The organism is Methylomonas sp. HW2-6, from assembly GCF_052474525.1.
The window spans coordinates 3,287,651-3,310,616 of the sequence record NZ_CP184124.1 but is presented as its reverse complement, the minus strand read 5'-3'; the positions used below and the strand labels follow the sequence as shown (position 1 = coordinate 3,310,616).

Sequence of the window (22,966 nt, the reverse complement as noted above, 5' to 3'; positions counted from 1 at the left end):
TGATGCCGCCGGATTGCCGGTTCCGGGGCACCGATAGACTTGGCACCGACAGGAGCAACGGGGATGAATACCCATGATTCGCGCTCAAAACCGCGCCGCTCGGCGTCTAGCCGTCGCCTGGCCGATAGGCGGCAAATTCCCTATCCATTTGCTTCGCCGCAGTGGCTGGAAAATATCGAAAACGCTTATCTGGCCTGGCCGAAATCCGACCGGCGCAGTCGAAATACGCGCATAGGAGACAGGCGCAACTGCGAGCGGCGTTTGGCGCACGTTGCCGGGCAGGCTCGCCCTGCGCAAACAGTTTCCCGCATATCGCTGACTAACGAGGAACGGCGCTTGATCGAAAGCCTGTATTCGAAGGAAGGGGAGTCGCTTCTACCATAAAACCGGTCCGGCAGCAGACGTTCAACGCTTGCCGATTTGGGTTAGAAACACCAGCAGCATAGGTTGCGTATCGGTAAATTCCCGACGCCGGCAGTCGAGATGGGCATAAAACACCGACCCGTCTTGGTGCAGTAATTCCAGATCGAACGCCAAGCCTTCGGCGTCAGCCGAATCCATCATTTGCCGAAACTGGCGGTACCAGTGGTCGCGGTAATCTGCGGCGACAAACCTGGAGAAGCGCGCCAAGTGCAAGCGATCGCGATTTGCCCCGAACAACGCGGCGCCAGCCAGATTGATTTCGCTGATTTGATCTTCGGCATCGATGATGAGGTAGCCGGCCGGGGCGAACTCGTAAAGGTCCTTATAGCGATCTCGGGATTCCGTCAGAGCCTGATGGGTTCGTTGCAGCTCATCGTTCTGCATTTCCAGTTCGATTTTGTGCACCAACAGTTCGTGCAGCAACATTTCCGCCGGCTGGATATTCATTGACGCTGGTGGCGAGACACTGGATACCATGGCTTCGGCTTTTTCTCTCAGCGACTTGCGCCGCTCGATTCCATCCCATTTTAAGTTCATACCGCAGTTTCTCCAGGTCGACATATCGACTCCAAGTTGTTACCAAGCGAATCCCTATCGCCCGCCAGGACGGGCCTATGTGCGTTAACGAACTGTGTTGCATCGCACAAAGGCGTCTAATCGACCCCGACGCTTACCTAGGCCAATTCTCTGCTAATCCTAACATCCGCCTCGGGTTGGAGCTTGAAAAATTTCAGCGACTTTACGGCAATCGACCGCAACGGGATAGGCGGCAAGGCCGGGCTGCGGTGGCATTCGATGTTTAACGCACAGGACAAAAAATCATGACAATCATTAAATACCCTCTACCGTCTCGGACCATATACGGCATCGGTTTGGCTACTGCGCTATTCGCGGCCGGCTGCGCCAGTATACCGGCTCCGACCGAACAAATGGCCGTGTCCAAAGCGGCGGTCAATAGTGCCAGTAGCGCCGGAGGTAACGAGTATGCGCCGATACCGTTGCGGGCCGCCGTGCAGAAATTGGATGCCGCCGAACGTGCGATGTCCCAGAAAGACTATTTGCAAGCCAGGCAATTAGCGGAACAGGCCCAAGTCGACGCTCAACTGGCTGCGGCGACCGCGCGGGCGGCAAAGGCTCAAAAAGCGGCGCGCGAGCTGCAGGAAAGCAATCGCGTCCTGCGCGAAGAAATCGACCGCAAAGCTCAATAATTTCCTCAATGGAGTTCAATATGCAAATCTACCGAATTTTTCCGCATACGCTGATCGCCGCCGCCATAATATCCGGCTGCACCACCGTGCCCAATGCATCTTTGATCGATGCCCACAACAGTTACAACAACGCCCGCATCAATTCCGAAGTGGGAACGCTGGCGGAGTTGGAAATGAAGCAGGCGGACGACACGCTCAAAAAAGCCGACCGCGCCTACGCCGAAGATGACGAGGACGAATCCGTTACCCATCTGGCCTATATCGCCACCCAACAAGTGGCCATTGCGCAGGCAACGGCCAAGCGCAAAACGGCGGAAACCGCCGTGAATAACGCCGAGGGCAAACGCAACCAAGTACGTCTCGACGCGCGTACCGCCGAAGCCGATGCTGCCAAACGCCAAGTGGCGATCAGCCAACAAACCGTAGACAGGCAAGCCGGCGAATTGGCGATAGCCGGCGCCAATAGCCAGCGCGACCAGGCCTTGATCGCCCAACAGGACATTTTGATCAACGAACTGAACGCCAAGCAAACCGCGCGCGGTCTGGTAATCACCTTGGGCGACGTGTTATTCCGCAGCAACAAGGCGCAATTGCAATCCGGCGGCCTGCGTAACATCGACAAACTGGCCGATTTTCTGAAGCAATATCCCGATTACAAGGTGTTGGTCGAAGGTTATACCGACTCCAGGGGCAGTGCCGACCTGAATCAGGACTTATCGGAGCGCCGAGCCTATTCGGTACGGACCGCTCTGGTGGATTCCGGTGTCAGCAGTGACCGGGTCAGAACCCGCGGTTATGGCGAGGATTATCCGGTTGCCGACAACAACACAGCCGCCAGCAGGCAATTGAATCGGCGGGTCGACATTATCCTGTCAGATGCCAACGGCAATATCGCGACGCGCTAGCGGGCTCAAATTCGGCCACCCGGAACGTTGGGCAATCGGCAGGTTCAGCCGCTGCCTGAATTGATGAAGGCGAACTTAGTTTTTCAAGTCTCGCCAAGTAGCGAGGAATGATGAAGATGAAAAAACGATATACCGCTTTGATGATTGCGTGGTTTTTGCACTGCATCTCGGCCGGCGCCGGTGCATCTTCACTTGAGGAACAGAACCAGGGCGACGTGGGCTTTATCAGCGGCGGTGTCGGTATCGAAGAGCGGGCGGCGCTAAATAACGTCCGCACCGATTACAACCTGAGCTTGTTGTTTTCCAGTCAGGATAGCGGCGAGTATTTCAGCGGCGTAAGCGTCAGGATTAGCGACGGCAATGGCCGGATAGTGCTGGATACCGTCTCCGCAGGCCCGATTCTGTTTGCCAAGCTCAAGCCCGGCCGCTATCGGGTTAGCGCCGATCATGAAGGGCAGACGATTCGTAAATCCGTAGCCGTCGACGGCAAACACCGGGCGGCGTTGGGGTTTGCTTGGCCGGATCGTTAAGTTTGGCATATGTGGGTTAGCGTACGGACGCCGTTACCCGCGGCCGCTAAATTGCCGCCAGCGCTTTAGGCCGTCCCGCGCCGGCGCATGGCTCCTGATACTGCCATTCCTACAAGTATCACCAACGAGACACACATGAAAACCAAAAACGAGTACATCGAAATCTTGGCGACTCAGCTTAGAGAATGGAGCGCCGAGGTCGACCATTTGACCGCAAAAGCCGAGAATGCTGCGGCACTGTTGAAAACGAGCTACATCGAAGAGCTGGATGTCCTGCGCGCCAAGCAACAAGCGGCTGAAGAAAAACTGAAAGAGCTGGAAGAATCCGGCAAATATGGCTGGCTGGCGTTGAAAGATACGGCCGACCAGGTATGGGACGATCTTAGAATCGGGCTGGCCGATGTCGCTGCCAAATTAACCTAACAACCCGATTGCGATATCTGTCTTGCCTAGCCCTATGCCGCTTCGACATCGCCCGGCGAAATCGGATTTGGGTTCGCCGAAACCGCAAGTCCGCTACAAAACGATTGCCGATGCCGTGCAGGTCCACATTCTGTATTGGGGGGTTTGCCACACCGATGTGCCGCATCCGCTTGCCGACATTTACCCGGGAATCTCCGATCGGAATATCGTCGGACGCGTGAGTAAAGTGGGCGCCCACGTGATCGTGTTCACCCACTCTCCCGGCATGGCCAAAGCCGCTCTGCGCGCCAATCCCGGCGAGACCGCGGTTACCGGCAATCGGCAACAAATCCGGCAGCGTATCCAGCTTTTTCATGTCTGGTTCGATAGCCTGGCGGTCGCAGGAGTGGCCGATGCCGGCGCCATGTTCTTGAGGCACGATGGCAGTCTGATCCAGGGGCGGCGCAGTCTGCTCGGCGGCATCAAGGAAACCCGGCGGCAACCGGACCCGCACGCTGGCCATGACAAGCTGGCAATCCCGATCCATAACGTCAATGACGTCCATAGCGCCAGCTCCGGTCGACGGCTGGAGACATTCCGTTTCGTCGTCGATGCGGCCTGGTTACGGCAAACGCGGTAATCCGGCCAAACGCCACGACCATGGAGGCCGGCGGGCTTTCGACGCGTCAGCACGTTTTGGAAAAGTATTGCCGCTGCAGCGTCAGTTAGCCTGGCTGACCAACGCGGCAAAGGTATTGGCGGGCAGAGCCGGGCTCTTGTAGTAGCCTTGATAGAAATCGCAGCCTTGCTTTGCGAGAAATTGCAGTTGAGCGGGGGTTTCTACGCCTTCGGCCAGTACTTTTAGTCTCAGTGTGTGTGCCATGCCAATGATCGCTGAGGCAATTTCTTTGTCATCGTCCGAGTCCGGAATATCATTGATAAACGATTTATCGATTTTGAGACTGTCCAGCGGGAAATGTTTCAGATATGCCAATGATGAGTAGCCGGTGCCGAAATCGTCAATCGCCAAGCGAACGCCCAGGGTTCGCAGTGAATTGAGGATTTTGACGGCTTCGGATTCTCTTTCCATCAGCGCGCTTTCCGTTAATTCCAATTCCAGGTACTCGGCCGGAAAGCCGGTCGTTTGCAGGATTTCCGTCACCCGCGCGCCAATATCGCCATGTCTGAATTGACACGGCGATAAATTGACGGCCAATTTTAGCGGCTGCAATCCGGATTCGATCCAGCGCTGGCCCTGGCGGCAAACCTCTAGCAGCACCCATTCGCCAATCTCGCCAATCAGGCCGGTTTCTTCGGCCACCGGAATAAATTGGCTGGGCGGTATGATGCCTTCGTCGGGATGGTACCAGCGTAATAGGGCTTCGGCACCGATCACGGTGCCGGTCCGGATATCGATCTGGGGTTGGTAATGGACCGTTAATTCGTTTTTCGCTATGGCTCGTCGCAATAGCGTTTCCAGTTTGATGCGGCGAACGGCTGCCTCGGTTAAATCTTCAGAAAAATATTTAAAAGTGCCGCGACCTTCTGCTTTCGCGCGATACAACGCGGCATCGGCTTGTTGCAGGAGCGCTTCGGATGTTTTGCCGTGCTCGGGGAATAAACTAATACCCACGCTGACGCCGATCCGTACTTCAATGCCTTTGGATAAATACCAAGGTTCGCTCAGCGATTCGATAATATCGGTAGCGACCAAAGCTGCATCCTGAGGGTGCGATAAATCTTCCAGCAATAATGCAAACTCGTCGCCACCCAGGCGGGTAACGGTGTCGACACCCCTTAGCCGACTGGTTAGACGTTTGGAGACCTGTTGCAGCAACTCATCGCCAGCCAGATGGCCGTAACTGTCGTTAACGTCCTTAAATCGATCCAAATCCAGCATCAGGACGGCAAAAGACTTGCGGTCGCGACAGGATAATTCGATGCAGTGCTCAAGACGGGCAAACAGCAACAGACGATTGGGGAGCTCGGTTAAAGGATCGTGATGCGCCAGATAATCGAGGCGCTCGAACGCGCTTTTTAGTTGGCTAATGTCGGAAAACACGGCCACGTAATGCGTCACTTGGCGATCTTCATTGCGCACCGCGCTGATATTGAGCATTTGGGGATAAATCTCGCCGTTCTTGCTCCGGTTCCAGATTTCCCCTTGCCAGCTGCCCGTAGCATTGAGTTCCGCCCACATTGCCTGATAAAAAGCCGCATTTTGGCGGCCCGATTTCAGGATTCGCGGGGTTTGGTGCAGCACTTCAGCGGTCGAATAGCCGGTGAGTTCGGTAAAGACTCGATTGACGATCAGAATCCTGGTGTTGGCGTCGGTCACCATGACTCCGTCCCGTGTGGTTTCGAACATGGCCGCAGCCTGCCGAAGATACTCGTCCTTGGCTTTTTGTTCGCTGATATCGCTGATCACGACCCGAAAGCTTTCAGCGCCGGCGGCTGCGGCCATGCGGTTGATCTCAAGCCGCACCCAAAAGCCGACGCCATCCTGTTTGAGCAAGCGAAGTTCGAAAACCTGAGGCTCGCCCGTTTCCGTTATTTGTTTGCGATGCAGGTAATAAATGTCCTGATCGCTCGGCAGAATCAATTGGGTCAGCGGTTTTTTCAGCAAAGCCTTGCGGGTGGTGAGCAATAACTTTGCTGCGGTTAGGTTGGCATTCAGAATCACATCTCGATCGTTAACGGTGAGATAGCCAATCGGCGCCAAATCGTATAAATCGAAATAGGATGCCCAGGATTTTTCCAGTTCGTTTTGCGCGTGGCGTAGATTTTGGTTCAGCATCTCCAGTTCGATCTGATGCACCTGTAGTTCATGCATCAGCCTTTTTTCTTCGCTTGCTGCTGTGGTCTGTCGCCTCGGGTTGGCAATAAGCTGCCGCTCTGCACTTAGACGCAGCTCGGCCGGATCTGGGGCGAGGTGCACCTGTTTTTTCATGCCTTATTCTCCCCGCAACTGGGCTTCCAGCCGCTTGGTTTCGGATATGTCGATAAATGTAATGACCACGCCGTCAATTACATTATCCTGGGTACGATAGGGCATGACGCGTACCTTGAACCAGCAGTTGTTGTTGGTTTTGATTTGTTTTTCGACAAACACCAATGTGCGTAGCACGTCCTGAGCATCCTGATGCAGTTGCGGGTAATCCAGCGAGGTCACGATATCGGTAAGCGGGCGGCCAATATCGCCGGCAATCAGCTTAAATAAATGCGTGGCGTGGCTGGTGAACCGGCGAACGTTCAAAGCGTTGTCCAGAAAAATCGTTGCGATCTCCATACTGTTGAGCAGGTTTTCCATATCGTTATTGACCCCTGACAAGTCAGTGACTTTGGCTTGCAGTTCTGCATTAACGGTCTGTAATTCCTCATTCAGCGACTGCATTTCTTCCTTGGACGTGGTCAATTCCTCGTTGGTGGATTGCAGTTCTTCGTTGGTGGATTGCAGTTCTTCATTCGAGGACTTCAACTCTTCCTGGGACGATTGCGCCTCTTCCAGAAGGCTTTGGTTTTCATCCTGGGCTTTTTTCAATTCGTCCAACGCAAGCTGCAGTTCGGCGTTCGGCGTGATACGGCGACTGTGCCTCTTGGGCTTCGGCGTTGCTACATCGGCGAAGACGAGCATCAGCGCCCCTTTCAATACCTCCGGCCTGTCGATAGCCTGCACGGTGAGATTGATTATCTGACTGCCCCCGTTGGTACCGACCGTCAAGCCCGACAGTACGACCGGTTCCGATTGCATCTGTGCCAGTTTGATCGCATTCGCCAGTTCGTGGCGCAGTCCTTCCCGGGCCATGGCATGAATATTCAAATTGGCTTTGCCTGCAGCCGGTTCCAAGTATTTGCCGGTGCGGCCATGAATATAGAGTATATCGCCCTCGGCATTGACCAGCACCGCGGCCGGCGAGTACCTTTCCAGCAGTAATTGCTCGACTTGATGTTGCAAATTTATGATGGTTGTCGGCTTGGTGGAATCAGAATGCATTATGGCTTTTACGGGAAAATATTTAGTTGGGAATTCGATGTCGGCAACGGACAAGGGTTGCTCGGCCCGGCGGTATAACCGGGACTGGCTATCGATGGTCGAAAAGAACTCGTTATACATGCCGATGGTCTCGGCGTTGCCGAGCAACAAAACACCGCGCGCGGTCAGTGCGTAATGGAACAAGGGTATCAGTTTCTTTTGGCAATCTTGATTCAAGTAAATCAAGAGATTGCGGCAACATAGCAGGTCGAGTCGGGTAAACGGCGGATCGGCGATGATGTTTTGCTGAGCGAATATCACCATTTCCCGAATTTCCTTGTTTATGCAGTAACCGTTATCTTTGGCGATAAAAAAGCCATTCAGCCTGTCCGGGGAGACATCGGCGGCAATTGTTGCTGGATAAAACCCGCTTCGGGCTTTCTCGATCGCTTCGGCATCGAGATCGGTGGCGAAAATTTGCAGTTTGTAGAGGTGTTGCAGGCCGTTCTGGCGTAGGACCTCTTTGAACACGATGGCCAGGGAATAGGCTTCTTCTCCGGTCGAGCAGGCCGCTACCCAAGCCCTGAGTTCCTTGCCCTGGGGATACTCGGCCAGCAATGCCGGGATCACCTGGCGTTTAAGGTGATCCCAGACGGGCGCATCCCGGAAGAAATTGGTAACGCCAATCAGTAGTTCCTTGAACAGTAGATCTTGCTCTTGCGGGTTTTCGCGCAGATAGAGTGCGTAATGCGCCACCGTGTCGATTTGGTGTAACCCCAGCCGACGCTCGATGCGGCGGTAAAGAGTGTTTTTTTTGTATAAGGAAAAGTCGTTCCCGCTGCGAGCACGGAGTAAGGCGATGATTTGTTCCAGCGCACTTTGCGATTTCAGGGGAAGAACAGGTTCGGAAATCGCCTGCACTCCGCGGCGACTTTGCCGCAGTCTGTCCGCTATGTGTTCCCACAGGGTATCCGGCGGGGCGATGGCGTCCGCCAAACCGGCTTCGATAGCGCTTTGCGGCATGGCATCGAATTTGGCGGATTCCGGCGTTTGTACCAGCGCTATCCCGGCATTTTCCTTAATTGCACGCAAGCCCTCCGTACCGTCGGTGCCCATGCCGGACAGAATCACACCGATCGCACGCTCATGCTGGTCTTTAGCCAGAGCTTTGAAGAATAAATCGATCGGCAGACGCAATCCCCGCGGCGTGCTCAGGTCTAGCAAATGCAGCTTACCTTGGCGAATAGACAGGTCTTTGTTGGCTGGAATCACGTAGACGCAGTCGGCTTTGACTTTGATTCCCTCGCTGACCGGGGTCACCTTCATTGGCGTGACCCTTTGCAGTAACTCCGCCAACATGCATTGGTGAGTTGGGTCGAGGTGTTGGACAACGACAAAGGCTGCGCCGCAATTGGGTGGGACTTGAGAAAGAAATTGTTCGATCGCCTCCAAACCGCCGGCGGACGCACCAATGCCGATGATCGTTGGCTCCATGTCAGTTTTGTTCATTGTCCGACCGAATTGATATCACCACTTTACTGGTTAATGAGGATTTTAGAACCATTCTAAACTGCGGATCAGCCGATCCCTAATCTAAAACCGCGAGTCTCTTTTTTACCGGAGAGGTCCGGCCAATTCTTGCACACGCCCGGCAGCCGGATTTTCACGGGCGACGGGCGGCCGGTCAATATCCGAAACCGTCAAGCTCAACCGCATGCCGAGCCGTGCCTGCGCGCACCGGCTGGTTTTGACGCACTCGCCTGGGTTTGTCTCGTCAAAAAGTTGTCAATCTTCAGGTCGTGAAAGATTGGCGTCCGGTAAACCCAAATAAAGCCGTTCCCGAGCAACGTCCCGTTAGGGCCGGCGGAGCGCAACCGAAAATAAGTATGTGCGACAGCGTACAGACCCCCGCTTGCGCTCGGCGTTAAGCTCAGACCTCCACTATTCGAGGAGGTACGCGATGAATCTGGCAATCGAACCCTTATTGGCGCTGGCGATAGGCATCTTAATTTTAATGGTGCCCCGATTTCTGAGTTATTTGGTGGCGGTGTATTTAATCGTCGTCGGAGTGTTGGGTCTGATACACCGCTAAGCGGGCAGATTCAATCCAATCCGAACAGTTGCACGTTAACGGCCCGAATTCATAAGGAGCATCACCATGTCACTTAGCACTCTGATACTTGTCATACTGATTTTAATGTTGTTGGGCTTAATCCCGGTCTGGCCGCATAGCCGTTCCTGGGGCTACGGACCCAGCGGCAGCTTAGGCTTAATATTAGTCATTGTTTTGATTCTGTTGGTACTCGGCAAAATTTAGCTCTTCTGCAAAGACGTTGGGTTGAATGCCATTCAACCCAGCCACTCTATTTTTGCCTACTGTCTTCCCAACGCGCTCCGCATCGACGATGTCGATGGGCAGCACGCATCCACACTCTCATCAGAACCGGAGAATAAATCCATGGCCAAGCGGCGAGAACAAAGGCGGCATGTCAGAAGCGAGCATCCTGGCGGCGAGGAAGCGCCGATTCGCTTTGAATTGTTCAGCACGGAAAGGTTGGAACAACACGCAGACAGTCTGGCGCACGCCCAAAAAGTTATCACCTTGAAGAAAGGGCGCAAGCTGATTCCGCGGGTGCGCGAGAATGCCCAGGTTTTGTTGGAAGCTTACAAAGCCGTCGCCAAGGCGGTGCGCGAGCAACATGCCATCACCCCGGCAGCGGAATGGTTGCTGGATAATTTCCATGTGATCGAAGAGCAGATCAGCGACATTCATGTCGATCTGCCGGAAAGTTATTCGCGGGAATTGCCGAAACTCGCCGAGGGTGTATTGGCCGGATATCCCCGGGTTTACGGTATCGCCTGGGCCTTGGTGGCGCACACCGACAGCCGCTTCGCGCCGGATTTGCTGACCGTGTTCGTCAAAGCGTATCAGAGCGTCGATCCGCTGACACTGGGCGAACTATGGGCCATTCCGATTACGCTGCGGGTGTTGCTGGTCGAAAATCTGCGGCGTTTGGCCGTTAGCATCATGCGTTCGCAAAACGGCCGGCGCTTGGCGGATGAATTTGTCGATCATGTCGAACAAATCGTGGCCGGCACGGATAGGCCCGATCCGCCGGTTCCCAGCCCTGAATTGCCCGCCGAACCTTTACGCCAGGCCTATGCGGTGCAACTGCTGCAACGGTCGCATGACCCGCATCCGTCGATAGCGCTGTCCCTGGCGTTTCTGAACGACTGGCTGGGCGAGCAAGGCTTGAGCCTGGACGACATCGTGCAACGGGAACATGCCGCGCAAATCGCCGACAACCTGACGGTACGCAACATCATTACCAGTATGCGCGCCATTTCCGCATTCGATTGGCCGGGCTTTGTGGAGGATGTCAGTCTGGTCGATGCTTATCTACGCGGGCATGATGGCTATACCGCTATGGACTTTTTAACCCGCGATCGTTACCGCCACGCGATTGAGGAATTAGCCAAACACGCGCCGGCGTCTGAAGTGGAGATTGCGCGTCGGGCCGTCGCGGAAGCGCAAATCGCCAAAGATCAAGCCTGCCGCGATGCTCGGCAAACGGAGCCGGGCTATTATCTGATCGGTGCCGGCCGTTATGCTTTCGAGGCAAAACTCGCTTATCGGCCGCCCATCAAACAACGCCTGTTGCGCAGCTATGTCAGACATGCCGCCTGGGCTTATGTCGGTAGTGTGGGACTATTGACACTGTTGTTGCTGGCCTTGCCGTTGAGCGTATCCGCTGCGTCCGGGGTGAACGCCTTGCAGTTGGGTTTGTTGTGCCTAGTCCTTGCGTTTCCGGCTTCGGATATTGCTGTCGGCCTGATTAATCACTTCATTCTAGCCGGTTTGCCGCCCAATCATTTGCCGCGCTTGGAGCTAAAACAGGGCGTGCCGGAAGCATTGAGCACGTTTGTGGTCGTGCCGACCATGTTCTTCAGCGCAAACGGCGTACTGCAACAAGTCGAACAAATGGAAATCCGTTATCTGGCCAACCCGGATGGCGCCGTGAGTTTTGCCGTGTTGTCGGATTGGGCGGATGCGGATCAGGAAACGCAGCCTAACGACGATGAGTTGCTCAGTCTTGCCCTAGATGGCGTCAACGCATTGAACGCCAAGTACGGTCAGCACAGGTTTTATGTGTTTCACCGCAAACGATTGTGGAATCCCAGCGAAGGTAAATGGATGGGTTGGGAGCGCAAGCGCGGAAAGTTGCAGGAATTCAATCGGCTATTGCGCGGTGCCTCCGATACCTCGTTTCTGCCAATCGGCGGCCAGCCGGCGGCCGCGCCGTCCGGGGTTTGCTATGTCATTACTTTGGACGCCGATACCAAATTGCCGATGGGCGTGGTTGCGCAACTGGTTGGAGTGGCCGCACATCCTTTGAACAAGCCCGTGTTCGATGCCGACAGCCAACTCATCGTCGACGGTTACGGCATCTTGCAGCCCAGAGTTACGCCGACCTTGCCGCAACGCCAGGAGCGCTCGATGTTCCACCAAATTTTCGCCGGCGCCTCCGGTACCGATGCCTATTCCAGTTCGGTATCCGAGCTGTATCAGGACTTGTTCGGCCTCGGCACTTATAGCGGCAAGGGCCTATACCATGTCGACAGTTTCGAAGCGGCCTTGGCGGGGCGGGTCCCGGAGAACACTCAGCTCAGCCATGATTTGTTCGAGAGCGTTTACGTCCGGTGCGGCTTGGTTAGCGATATCGAGTTTTTCGAAGAATTTCCGTCGCACACCGAAGTCGCTGCCTCGCGCGGACATCGCTGGACCCGTGGCGATTGGCAACTAATACCCTGGATTTTCGGCCCGCTCGGCAAAGGCATGCCGATGATAGGCCGCTGGAAAATGCTCGACAATCTGCGCCGGTCGCTGTCGGCGCCGGCAGCCTTTTCCGCCCTGGTGGCAAGCTGGACCATACCCGATGCGCCACTGGCGATCCTGATCGGCTTCGTGCTGACGGCCTTGGCTTTTCCGGCCATTCTGGCGGTTACCGCCGGCTTTACCTTACCCCGGCGCGGAATTACTTTTGCCACGCATTTGCGCAGTTCCTTAGAGAACATCGCCTGGGCACTGTGCAATAGCCTGGTGGCGTTAACGCTGTTGGCGCAACAGGCCTGGTTGATGACCGACGCTATCGTCACCACGCTGGTGCGCTTGTTCGTCACGCGCCGCAAATTGCTGAAATGGGTGACGGCCTTGCAAGCTAAAGCCGGGGCAGGCCATGCGTTGAAGAATTTAATCCGCCCGCTCAGCCATTCGTCCTCGGTGGTGTTCGGTGCCGGCGCGTTGGTGGTGGTGTTCAATCCGGCCGCGATTGTGCCGGCGGCGCCGTTTTTAGTGCTTTGGTGGTTGGCGCCGGTGGTGGCGCGGGCCTTGAGTCTGCCGCCTAAAATCGATAGCGCCGAAGCGCTGTTGCCGGCCGATAGCGCGCAATTGCGCTTGTATGGCCGGCGTATCTGGCGGTTTTTTACCGCTTTTGTCACGCCGGCAGAACACTATCTGCCGCCGGATAATTTTCAGGAAGATCCGCAAGCGGTTATCGCCCATCGCAGTTCGCCGACCAATTTCGGTCTGTATTTGTTGTCGGTGGTGTCCGCCCGTGATTTCGGCTGGCTAGGTTTGATCGACACCGTCGAGCGTCTGGAAGCGACGCTGGCCACCCTGACCGACTTGCCCAAACTGCACGGGCATTTTTATAACTGGTACGACACCCGCAACTTGCAAATGCTGGAACCACGTTACGTGTCCACCGTCGATAGCGGCAATCTGGCCGGCCATGTGCTGACGCTGGCGCAAGCCTGCCGGGACATGGCCGGCCGACCGCTGGATTTAAACAACGCGTTGCTTGGACTGGCCGATACGCATCGCTTATTGCTAGACGCTTTGACCAATATCGGCGATAACCGCCGAACCCTGACGGTAACCTTAAAAGAATTGCGGCAAAAAGCCGATACTTTAACCGAGCTACTGGCCAGCCGTCCCACAGACGCCGTTACCTGGAGCGCGCTGTGGCAGCAATTGACCGTTTGCGGCAACGCCTTGCTCGATCTGGCGAATGCGCATGCCGCGGAACGCGGCGATAGCCAGGATAACGAAGTGCTGGCCTGGGCTGGCTTTTTATTCGACGATATCCGTTCGCATGCCCGCGATGTGGCTATGTTGCTTCCGTGGATTCATTTTCCCGAGCAATACCCGCCACTCTGTACACAGAGTGGCGAAACAAACCAGCAATTTGCTTTGGAAACGCCGCTATGCGAACTCCCCGACCGCTATGCTGCTTGGGCCGATCATGCAGAATATGCCCGGCCGGAACAGGCAACTTCCGCTCAGAAGGCCTTGATTGTGCTGCTGCGCCGGGCTGGAGAACAGACCGGGGCCCTGCATCGGCGCCTGGCTATCATGGCCGATCGGTTTGAAGGTTTGTTTCGGGACATGGATTTTCGGTTTTTGTACGACGCCAATCGGCACATGTTTGCCATCGGCTACCGGGTGGCGGAAGGCGCCATCGATCCCAGTTATTACGATCTGCTGGCGTCCGAGGCCAGGTTGTCCAGTCTTATCGCCATCGCCAAACGCGACGTGCCCAGTTCCCATTGGTTCCATTTGGGCCGGCGGGTGACGCGTGTCGCCCACGGCACGGTTTTGCTGTCCTGGTCCGGATCGATGTTCGAATACCTGATGCCGTCGTTGGTGACCTTTACCCCCCGCTACAGCCTGCTGGATCAGACCTGCCGCTTGGTGGTAAAGCGGCAGATCGAATACGGCAAGGAACGCGGCGTGCCGTGGGGCGTGTCGGAATCGGCGTTCAACGGCCGAGACATCTACTTGACCTATCAGTATTCCGCCTTCGGCGTGCCCGGTCTGGGCATGAAGCGCGGCTTGGGCGAAGAACTGGTAATAGCCCCTTACGCCACGGCGTTGGCGGCGATGTATCTACCGCATGCCGCGGTCGAAAACTTCGCCTGCCTGGAACGGGAAGGTGCGCTGGGGCGTTATGGTTTTTACGAAGCGCTGGATTTTACACCGGTCCGTCTGGCGGATGGCCAGCGTGTGGCATTGGTGCGTTGTTATATGGCGCATCATCAAGGGATGTCGCTGGTAGCGTTCGCCAATGTGATACATGACGGATCGATGCGGCACCGTTTCCATCGCGCGGCGCTGATTCAAGCCGCGGATTTATTGTTGCAGGAACGTATCCCGCACGGCGCCGATACCAGCGTGTTGCCCTTGTTGCAGGAACTGTCCGATGTGAAAGAAACGGTGCAACCGCCGGTGCGCCGAGTGCCGTCGCCGATGTCGTCCGTGCCGTCCACGCTGCTGTTGTCTAATGGCCGTTACTCGGTAATGATGACCGCAGCCGGTTCTGGTTACAGCCAGTGGCGGAATCTGGCTGTCACCCGTTGGCGGGAAGATACCACCCGCGATGCCTGGGGCAGTTATTTATACCTGCGCGACGTCGATAGCGGCCAGGTCTGGTCGGCCGGCTACCAACCGACTACAGCCACCCCTGACCACTATGACGTGGTGTTTGTCGAGGACCGGGCGCGGATCACGCGTACCGATGGCGCCATTGTCACTACTCTGGAAATTGTGGTGTCACCGGAAGACGATGCCGAAATCCGCCGGCTGAGTTTGACCAATAACAGCATGCGCGAGCGCGAAGTGGAAGTGACGTCTTATGCCGAAATCGTGCTGACGACGCTGCCGGCCGACATCGCCCATCCGGCGTTTTCCAATTTGTTTGTGCATACCGAGTACTTGCCGCAGACCAGGGCATTAATCGCACACCGCCGGCAACGCTCCACCGAAGACCCGCAATTGTGGGCCGCGCACGTGCTGGCCGACCGCCAAACCGGCGATGGTTTGCAATATGAAACCGACCGGGCTCGTTTCATAGGCCGCGGCCAAACTTTGCGGGCGCCATTGGCTGTGATGGACGGCCGACCGTTAAGCAATACCGTCGGCTCGGTGCTCGATCCGATATTCAGCCTGCGCACTCGCGTTAAAATCGCAGCGGGGGCGACCGAGCATCTGACCTTTACCACGCTGGTCGCCGCCTCGCGGCAGGCTGCCGCGGATTTGGCCGACAAATATCATAATCTGATGGCCTGGGAACGAGTGTCTGCCCTGGCCTGGACCCATGCCCATGTGCAACTGCACCATTTGCATACCAAGCCGGATGAGGCTCAGTTGTTTCAAATGCTGGCCAATCGGCTGATTTATGCCGATCCGTCGTTAAGGCCGGCCGGGAAGTCGCTGCAACTGAATAAGCTGAATGTCGCCGGTTTGTGGCGCCACGGTATTTCCGGCGATAGACCGATCTTGTTGCTGCGGGTCGGCGAGCCGGAAGATCGCGCGATTGTCGCGCAATTGCTGCGCGCTCACGAATATTGGCGGATTAAAGGCCTCATCGTCGATCTGCTGATCCTGAATGAAAGGGAAGCTTCTTACGTCGAAGACTTTCACAATCTGCTGGAAACGCTGGTGCGGGAAAATCTGGCGCGTTCTGCGTTGGCGGAGCACGAACGGCAGGGTGCGATTTTTGTGCAGCAGGCCGGTCAGTTATCCCTGGAAGAGCGGCGTTTGTTACAGACGGCGGCGCGGGCGATGTTGGTGGGCAATCGCGGTACCCTGGCCGAACAACTGTTAAGGCATCCGCGCCCGGCAATACCGTTCATCGCCATGCCCTCCCTGCCGTTACTGACGGGTGAAGCGCCGGTACTGGCGGCACCGCCGCTGGAAATGTTCAATGGGTTGGGTGGCTTTGCCGAAGACGGCCGCGAATATGTGATCGTGCTGGATAAAGGCCAGAACACGCCGGCGCCGTGGATCAACGTGATTGCCAATCCTGAATTCGGTTTCACGGTCTCCGAGTTGGGTAGCGGTTGCACTTGGTGCGGCAATAGCCGCGAGAACCAATTAACGCCTTGGTCGAACGATCCGGTCGGCGATGCGCCGGGCGAGGCATTCTATTTACGCGACGACGATACCAACGAACTGTGGACGCCGACCGCGCTGCCGATCCGGGTCGAAAACGCCAGTTATCTGATTCGGCACGGCCAGGGTTATAGCCGCTTCGAGCATGCCTCCCACGGCGTGCACAGCGACTTGTTGCAGTTCGTCCATCCGGTCGATCCGGTCAAACTGTCTGTGTTGACCTTAACCAATGTGTCCGGGCGACGTCGGCGCTTGAGCGTAACCGCCTATCTGGAATGGGTGCTCGGTGCCTCGCGTAGCGTCACCGCGCCGCATATCGTCACCGAACTCGATCCGGAAACCGGCGCGATGCTGGCCTATAACCCTTGGGATCAGGAATTTGGCGAGCAGATCGCTTTTGCCGATTTGGCCGGACGGCAAACGGCCTGGACCGCCAATCGCAGCGAATTTCTAGGTCGTAACGGCAGCCTGGACGCGCCGGCCGGCTTGTTGAGCCGCAAACCGCTAAAAAACCGGGTCGGTGCGGGTATGGACGCTTGCGCGGCTTTGCAAACCAGCTTTGAACTGGCGCCTGGTGAAAATATTGAGCTTGTGTTTTTATTGGGGCAGGGCAAGGATAAAGCGCACGCCAGCGAATTAATCCGCCGCCACAGGTTAAGTGACGTTGCCGCTGCGTTTACCGAGGTCAAACAGTCGTGGCAGAGCATACTGGGCAAGGTGCAAGTCAAAACCCCGGACCGCGAGCTGGATGTGCTGTTGAACGGTTGGCTGCTGTATCAAACCTTGAGTTGCCGGATGTGGGCGAGAGCGGCGTTCTATCAGGTCGGCGGCGCGTTTGGTTTTCGCGATCAATTGCAGGACAGTATGGCTTTGGCGGTGACCAGGCCCGATTTGACCCGCGCGCATATTCTGCGCGCCGCCGTCCGCCAGTTCGAAGCGGGCGACGTGCAACATTGGTGGCATCCGCCCACCGGTCGCGGTGTGCGCACCCGTTTTTCCGATGATCGGGTCTGGCTGCCGTTTGTGGTCGCCCACTATCTAAAAGTCAGCGGCGATAACGCGGTACTGGAGGAATTATTACCGTTTCTGGAAGGGCCTGAGTTGGCGGAGGGGCAGGACGACGCCTATTTTCATCCGACCGAAACCGGACCAGAAGCCACTCTGTTCGAGCATTGCGCACGCACGCTGGATTTAAGCTTGGCCACCGGCGCGCACGGCCTGCCGCTGATCGGCAGCGGCGACTGGAATGACGGCATGAACCGGGTCGGCAACCGCGGGCAGGGCGAGAGCATCTGGCTGGCCTGGTTTCTGATCAAAACCCTGTCGGATTTTGCCGCGATTGCCGAAACGCGTGGCGAGAATGAACGCGCCGCGAGATGGCTGGAGCATGCCGGACAACTGCGTAGCGCCGTCGAAGCGGAGGGCTGGGACGGTGCCTGGTACCGGCGCGCCTATTTCGACGACGGCTCGCCGCTGGGCTCGGCCACCAATGCCGAATGCCGGATCGATGCCATCGCCCAAAGTTGGGGCGTCATCTCCGGTGCCGCCGACCCGGAGCGGGTGCGGCGGGCGATGGAGTCGGTACGCGAATATCTGGTGCGCTACGGCGACGATTTGCTGTTGTTGTTCACGCCGCCGTTCGACAAGACCGAGCGCGACCCCGGCTATATCAAAAGTTATCCGCCCGGCATTCGCGAGAACGGCGGGCAATACACCCACGCCGCAATCTGGTCGGTGATTGCCTATGCGCTGCTCGGCGAAGGCGATCAAGCCGCCGAATTGCTGCGCATGCTGAATCCGATCAAGCGCAGCGCCAGCCGAACCGGGGTCTATGCCTATAAAGTCGAGCCCTATGTGCTGGCGGCGGATATTTATTCAGAGGCACCGCACGCCCGCCGCGGCGGCTGGACCTGGTACACCGGCGCGTCCGGTTGGTTTTATCGGGCCGGGTTGGAATCGATCCTGGGTTTACAACTGCGCGGCGATCGTTTGCTGTTCGAGCCGTGTATTCCGAAAGCCTGGCAAGGCTACAGCATGGTCTATCGGCATGGTGACAGTGTTTATAACATCAGTGTTGAGAATCCGGATGGCGCCACCCGTGGCGTTGCCTGCCTCGAGTTGGACGGCGTAGCGCAAGTGCCTGGCGAAGGCATTGGTTTGCGGGACGACGGAAAACAGCATCGAGTCTTAGTGGTTGTGGGCCTTGCGCAAGTCGTTGCCACCTAGCGGTCAATCTGTTGGTTACCGTACCGACGGTTTATGGGATTAGGGTTACTGTGTTGGTTGAGCGTCGAGAAAACTTAATTCGCGCTTGGATCATGGCTAATCCGGCTATGGTCGACATTTCAGGAGATCAACATGCATAAAGAAGCCATGAAAGGCCGAGTCGAATCGATAAAGGCCAAAGTGATAGACATCAACGGTAACACTCGGGACGACAATTTCAGTGAGGATGGCAGTGAGGTGCCGATGCATGCCGATAAGGATAGGGTCGGCTTTGCCGCTACCCGACGCAATGTGAAGAAAGGCAACAAAAACGATCGTTATTGAATGCCGCTCAACCAAGACTGGATCGCCAAATTACTATTGAGGGTAATGAGTCCAGATTTCGAACCCATTATTGAAGGAAAACTATATGAATATTATCCGTACTAAATTGATCGGCCTATCAGCGGGCAGCGTTTTGATTTTTTGCGCTGTCAATGCCGAGGCGGCGGAAAGCCATATGGCACTGTCGTTGGAACACGCGCAAACGGCCGCTAAAACCGGCGACGTAAAAACCGTTGCCGATCATGCCGATGCCGCAAAGGGCCATATCAAAATTGTCGATGAGCACCTAAAAGCCGCCGTCACCAGTCTGGATGCCGCGATTGCACACGGGAAACAGGGCCATGCCGATTTAGCGAAAAAATCTGCCGAAGAAGCCGTGGCTCATCTGAAAGCCGCGCAATAGCATCAAGTCTGTTGTCGCGTAAAAACGGCGGATGAATAACCCGCCGTTTTTTTATGTCCCATCGTTTCGAAGCAGGGAACCAGAATAAGCCGGACGCGCACAAAACCGCTCGCCCGGTTTCGCTGGTGCTTACGAATATACGACGTTGGATTTACGGCGTCCGGTAAACAATAAGCCCAGCACTGCGCTAGTCATCAACCATGCCGAGGCCGGTAAGGGCACGGCCGACGGGCCGTCGCTAGTGGCTTGGGAAGGGCTGATGTCGAACGAATACAAAAAGTGCAAATTGTTAAACGCTCCCGCATCTGCAAACATTAGCAAGGTCGCGTCCGAGCCAAGATTGGCATTGCCAAACGCCGAACTCCAAAGACCGCCGGACAGCATTCCAATTTGAAAATTACTGGAGCCCAATAGCGTACCGGATGATGTACCGGTGTTGACAGTGTAATTGGAGCCGCTGGCGGCAAACGATACCGCGCCGACACCGGTAAATGTGACGACGGGGGTGGCGCTAGCGATGTTAGCCGTGTCTTCGAAAATTCCGAAGGTATCGGACAGTGAGGGAAACGGAAACGATGTCGGGCTGAATGCCAGAAAGTTCGCGTCGCCATCGTTCGGTGCCCAAACACTAGCAGAACTAGCGGTCGACATGGCTAACAGGCAAGCAGCAAATGAGGTTTTTACAAATGGATTGATTTTCATAGGTTTTTCCAAAAAATGTTATGTTAACAAACGGCCATCCCGTGGCCGACTTACTCCTCCAGCCGGGTATCGTTTTGCAATGCCGGCTGCGACAGAGTTTTTTCGACTGTTAATTGCGTAGCCTTATACAGTCGCGCTGCCTTTGGACCTATCGCCTAGAGCGCACAGGGATACCCGCCAAAAAATCGTTTCGCAGATCAAATTCCAGACTCGCGTAATGGTTAAAGCTCATGCTCCGGAGTTGGCTAAACCAATGGCGACTGATGCGATTGCCAGATTGTCCGGAGATTGCCGTCTGGTAAGAGCAGCGCTGGCGCTGGCATCGCTATGGGTTTACGAACCGAGTTCAGCAGGCCTTTGCAAGTCAAGCGATTGCGTCGTTTTGGGGTTACGGTCCAGCAAACACAGTAACAGTTTAAGCGTTGCCTACCCGGAGCGTCGGTGCGTTATCCAACATAGGTTGCTTGGTGCTCTTGCCCCATTTTTAGCCCTGCGGGCCAGAGTGGAAATTCGAGTTTCGGATATGGATCGGTTCCGGCGCGGTGGAATCGATCCGTCTGATATCTAGTATTCAGTCTATGTACGCTGGCGCACCGAGCCTGTCAGGTTTTGGCGGTATCGTTTGCCACGGGTGAGATCAGAATATTCCGCCTTGGTCATGGCATTTTGCCTATGGCTGACACCACTGGAGAACCGCATGAACAAAGAACAAGTGAAAGGCCGAGTCGTAGAACTCAAAGGTAAAGCCAAGGAAGCTGTCGGTGTTCTGCTTGACGACAACTCCTTGCAGGTAGAGGGAAACGTTCAAAAAAACTTAGGCAAGTTGGAAGCCGGATTTGGCGATTTGAAGCAGGAGCTAAAAAACAAGCTGTAAATACATGCGTCATTTTTTCAAGGATAAATGCTGCGGCCATTTGCCGGCATATCCGGATTTTCCATCGGCTATGCGTAGCCTTTAACGGAGAGATACCATGCTCGAAACTATTGCAATTTTATTAGTCATCCTATGGGTACTGGGGTTGGTGTCTTCGTACACACTCGGCGGTTTCATTCATATTTTGTTGGTTCTCGCGCTGATTGCGATTGCTCTGCGTATTATTCAAAGCAGAAGAGTGTTGTGACGGAGAGTGGTGCCTCGGCGACGAGACTTCCGGAAGGTCGCCGCAGGGCATTCGCGGTTAGATCGATCGATTAACAGTTAGGGGAACTGGGTTGATTGAAGCGCTTCATCAACCTGGTTACCGGTAACGCCGAATATAAGGTATGAAGCATCAACATCAGGTCGATTACGTTTCTAAGCCCAGAAGGTTCGGCTGTGCCTGAATCCGTAATGATTTTGTGTGGTTCGCGCGGCGGGCATTTGCTGAGTTCGCCGGTTATGAATCCGATACTACCCGCCAGTATCAAACTGGCTGGAGACACCATTTTTCTGCGTATACTCCCGATCAATTCCCGTTTGCAGGTCGTGACCGCCCGTTGCCGATTAAGCACGCGCCGTTCCGCGTCGCGGATTTGTGTATGCAAACAATGGGATGTGCCTTTGTGTCCGAGCTTCACCGGCGTCATCCTCGCCTCCGGTTTGAAGGCGGCTTTAAGGGTGTTTTCAAACTACGCTGCAGGGCCGGGAATTGAAGATAACGGCTTTGGCGACGGATCAGGCTGCAAAGCACGAGTGCCGACAGCAAGTTGATGGCTACCGCAATCAATATCGCGGTGCCGACCGCCAGCCCGTACTCGGCCAGCCAATGTACTCCGGCCGCAAGCAGAGCTAGCCAAGCGGCGCTGAGCAATAAAGCGAGTATGATTCCAGCGACGATTATGGTCACTAAACTTTGGCCGGCCCGGCGCGTTTCTAACGCGGCGAGCCGAAAGCGATCCTGGCCTAAACCATACAATTGATCCCATAGGGCCTGGATATCCGCCAGCACTCCGGCCTCGCTAGCCTGCTCGGCAGGTGCGGTGGAGGACACGGAACCATGGTTTTGCTCTACGGAGTTCGAACTCACGTGGCTTGAGGCCTAACGACTGCTCAATAGTCGGCTGAGTAAAAATCCGGCCGCAACCGCAATGCCCAACGATGTGACCGGGTTATCGCGAATATAGCCTTGGCAGTTTTTCACGAGGCGTTGCTCGGCGGTTTTAAATTGTTCGCTTTTTTGATCCAGCGTATCCGCCGCTTGATGAGATGCGCTGGCGATTTTATCCACGGCTTCGTGGACGTAATTGGATGCTTTATCGATTGTTTCCATCTGGTTTTATCCTCTTATTTAAGGCGCATATCGTTTTTTACCGAGGTTACGCCCTTTACATTGCGGGCAATTTCCACTGCCCTGTTGATGTCGGCTTGGGAACTGACGAAACCGCTTAATTGCACTATCCCCTTGAAAGTTTCGACATTGATTTGACCGGATCTCAGATTGGGCTCATCGAACAACATCGCTTTCACCTTGGTGGTGATGACGCTGTCGTCAATGTATTCGCCGGTGCCTTCGTGCCTATTCGTCGAAGCGCAACCGGCCGAAACCAGTAATGTCAGGGCCACAAGGAATGCGGAAAATAATTTAGTCAGGCTTTTCATGGGTATGTCTCCGGAATTGGAACGTAAAGACACTATTCGATGGCCGCTTAGCGCTCGTCGCTATGCAACTCACTGAACGCGTCCCGCTTGAGCTGGATTGGGGTTCTGAGACCTTGAGATCACTTTAACGGGTTTCTCGGGAATCAGTCGGTGCGCTAGCGTACATAAGGCACCAAGCCGGTTATGCCGCGACGTCTATGTTGAGGAAGTAATGGGCGTTTGCTTAGAAACTGGAGGTCAGTGTGCTTATGTGCTTATGTGCTTATGTGCTTATGTGCGTTACCGTACCGACAGTCTATCTCTGTTGCGAATAAGCTACTTGACAGCTTTTTTACAACA

20 protein-coding genes are annotated in these 22,966 nt (G+C 55.5%); 13 read left to right on the top strand and 7 right to left on the bottom strand.

The features are described from left to right. The first annotated feature begins 63 nt into the window (after window positions 1-63). Window positions 64-384 (top strand): hypothetical protein, encoded by a 321-nt coding sequence (locus ACH518_RS15965; protein ID WP_140914318.1) that lies wholly within the window; start codon window positions 64-66, stop codon window positions 382-384. Window positions 385-405: 21 nt separating this feature from the next. On the opposite strand, the gene ACH518_RS15960 is transcribed toward ACH518_RS15965, so the two are convergent. After that, window positions 406-960, bottom strand: coding sequence for a PAS domain S-box protein (locus tag ACH518_RS15960; protein WP_140914319.1), 555 nt, complete (start codon window positions 958-960; stop codon window positions 406-408). Window positions 961-1,244: 284 nt separating this feature from the next. Between ACH518_RS15960 and ACH518_RS15955 the strand changes: the two genes are divergently transcribed. The 5 genes from ACH518_RS15955 to ACH518_RS15935 all read left to right on the top strand — a co-directional run bounded on the left by ACH518_RS15955 (window position 1,245) and on the right by ACH518_RS15935 (window position 4,108). Then, the gene (locus tag ACH518_RS15955) at window positions 1,245-1,631 is read left to right on the top strand and encodes a DUF4398 domain-containing protein (RefSeq protein ID WP_445370809.1); all 387 of its coding nucleotides are present in this window, start codon (window positions 1,245-1,247) and stop codon (window positions 1,629-1,631) included. A gap of 20 nt (window positions 1,632-1,651) precedes the next feature. Beyond that, window positions 1,652-2,536 carry an OmpA family protein gene (locus tag ACH518_RS15950; protein WP_140914321.1) on the top strand — a complete coding sequence of 295 codons (885 nt, stop codon included), beginning with the start codon at window positions 1,652-1,654 and terminating at the stop codon, window positions 2,534-2,536. Between the two features lie 116 nt (window positions 2,537-2,652). Further along, a complete protein-coding gene (locus tag ACH518_RS15945; RefSeq protein ID WP_445370808.1) occupies window positions 2,653-3,066 on the top strand; it encodes a carboxypeptidase regulatory-like domain-containing protein in 414 nt (137 codons plus the stop codon). 135 nt (window positions 3,067-3,201) lie between these two features. Further along, window positions 3,202-3,489 carry a hypothetical protein gene (locus tag ACH518_RS15940; protein WP_445370807.1) on the top strand — a complete coding sequence of 96 codons (288 nt, stop codon included), beginning with the start codon at window positions 3,202-3,204 and terminating at the stop codon, window positions 3,487-3,489. 34 nt (window positions 3,490-3,523) lie between these two features. Then, entirely contained in the window at window positions 3,524-4,108 is a 585-nt protein-coding gene (locus tag ACH518_RS15935) for a hypothetical protein (RefSeq protein ID WP_445370806.1), read from the top strand. A gap of 81 nt (window positions 4,109-4,189) precedes the next feature. Here the strand turns inward: ACH518_RS15935 and ACH518_RS15930 are convergent, their stop codons facing one another. Together ACH518_RS15930 and ACH518_RS15925 are read right to left on the bottom strand one after the other, a co-directional pair. Then, window positions 4,190-6,301: an EAL domain-containing protein gene (locus ACH518_RS15930; protein WP_445370805.1), complete on the bottom strand. Its 2,112-nt coding sequence runs from the start codon at window positions 6,299-6,301 to the stop codon at window positions 4,190-4,192. Between the two features lie 120 nt (window positions 6,302-6,421). Beyond that, the gene (locus ACH518_RS15925) at window positions 6,422-8,950 is read right to left on the bottom strand and encodes a chemotaxis protein CheB (RefSeq protein ID WP_445370804.1); all 2,529 of its coding nucleotides are present in this window, start codon (window positions 8,948-8,950) and stop codon (window positions 6,422-6,424) included. Between the two features lie 451 nt (window positions 8,951-9,401). Here ACH518_RS15925 and ACH518_RS15920 point away from each other — a divergent pair, with 451 nt between their 5' ends. From ACH518_RS15920 to smbP, 5 genes are all read left to right on the top strand, one after another. Next, window positions 9,402-9,533 carry a DUF3096 domain-containing protein gene (locus ACH518_RS15920; RefSeq protein ID WP_140912780.1) on the top strand — a complete coding sequence of 44 codons (132 nt, stop codon included), beginning with the start codon at window positions 9,402-9,404 and terminating at the stop codon, window positions 9,531-9,533. 66 nt (window positions 9,534-9,599) lie between these two features. Beyond that, window positions 9,600-9,758, top strand: a complete 159-nt coding sequence (locus ACH518_RS15915; protein WP_140912781.1) for a DUF3309 family protein — start codon at window positions 9,600-9,602, stop codon at window positions 9,756-9,758. A 141-nt stretch (window positions 9,759-9,899) separates the two neighbouring features. Beyond that, window positions 9,900-18,620, top strand: a complete 8,721-nt coding sequence (locus ACH518_RS15910) for a GH36-type glycosyl hydrolase domain-containing protein (protein ID WP_445370803.1) — start codon at window positions 9,900-9,902, stop codon at window positions 18,618-18,620. 132 nt (window positions 18,621-18,752) lie between these two features. After that, the gene (locus ACH518_RS15905; RefSeq protein WP_445370802.1) at window positions 18,753-18,944 is read left to right on the top strand and encodes a hypothetical protein; all 192 of its coding nucleotides are present in this window, start codon (window positions 18,753-18,755) and stop codon (window positions 18,942-18,944) included. Between the two features lie 85 nt (window positions 18,945-19,029). Further along, window positions 19,030-19,347, top strand: a complete 318-nt coding sequence (gene smbP, locus ACH518_RS15900; RefSeq protein ID WP_445370801.1) for a small metal-binding protein SmbP — start codon at window positions 19,030-19,032, stop codon at window positions 19,345-19,347. Between the two features lie 129 nt (window positions 19,348-19,476). Here smbP and ACH518_RS15895 read toward each other — a convergent pair whose 3' ends face one another. After that, window positions 19,477-20,049 (bottom strand): hypothetical protein, encoded by a 573-nt coding sequence (locus ACH518_RS15895; protein ID WP_140912785.1) that lies wholly within the window; start codon window positions 20,047-20,049, stop codon window positions 19,477-19,479. 697 nt (window positions 20,050-20,746) lie between these two features. Here ACH518_RS15895 and ACH518_RS15890 point away from each other — a divergent pair. Then, entirely contained in the window at window positions 20,747-20,923 is a 177-nt protein-coding gene (locus ACH518_RS15890; RefSeq protein ID WP_445370800.1) for a CsbD family protein, read from the top strand. A gap of 97 nt (window positions 20,924-21,020) precedes the next feature. Continuing rightward, entirely contained in the window at window positions 21,021-21,170 is a 150-nt protein-coding gene (locus ACH518_RS15885) for a lmo0937 family membrane protein (protein WP_445370799.1), read from the top strand. A 441-nt stretch (window positions 21,171-21,611) separates the two neighbouring features. Here the strand turns inward: ACH518_RS15885 and ACH518_RS15880 are convergent, their stop codons facing one another. The 3 genes from ACH518_RS15880 to ACH518_RS15870 form a co-directional block, all read right to left on the bottom strand. Continuing rightward, the gene (locus tag ACH518_RS15880; protein ID WP_445370798.1) at window positions 21,612-21,977 is read right to left on the bottom strand and encodes a phage holin family protein; all 366 of its coding nucleotides are present in this window, start codon (window positions 21,975-21,977) and stop codon (window positions 21,612-21,614) included. Between the two features lie 90 nt (window positions 21,978-22,067). Continuing rightward, a complete protein-coding gene (locus ACH518_RS15875) occupies window positions 22,068-22,298 on the bottom strand; it encodes a DUF883 family protein (RefSeq protein WP_140912789.1) in 231 nt (76 codons plus the stop codon). Window positions 22,299-22,312: 14 nt separating this feature from the next. Further along, a complete protein-coding gene (locus ACH518_RS15870) occupies window positions 22,313-22,627 on the bottom strand; it encodes a BON domain-containing protein (protein ID WP_445370797.1) in 315 nt (104 codons plus the stop codon). Window positions 22,628-22,966 lie beyond the last annotated feature (339 nt).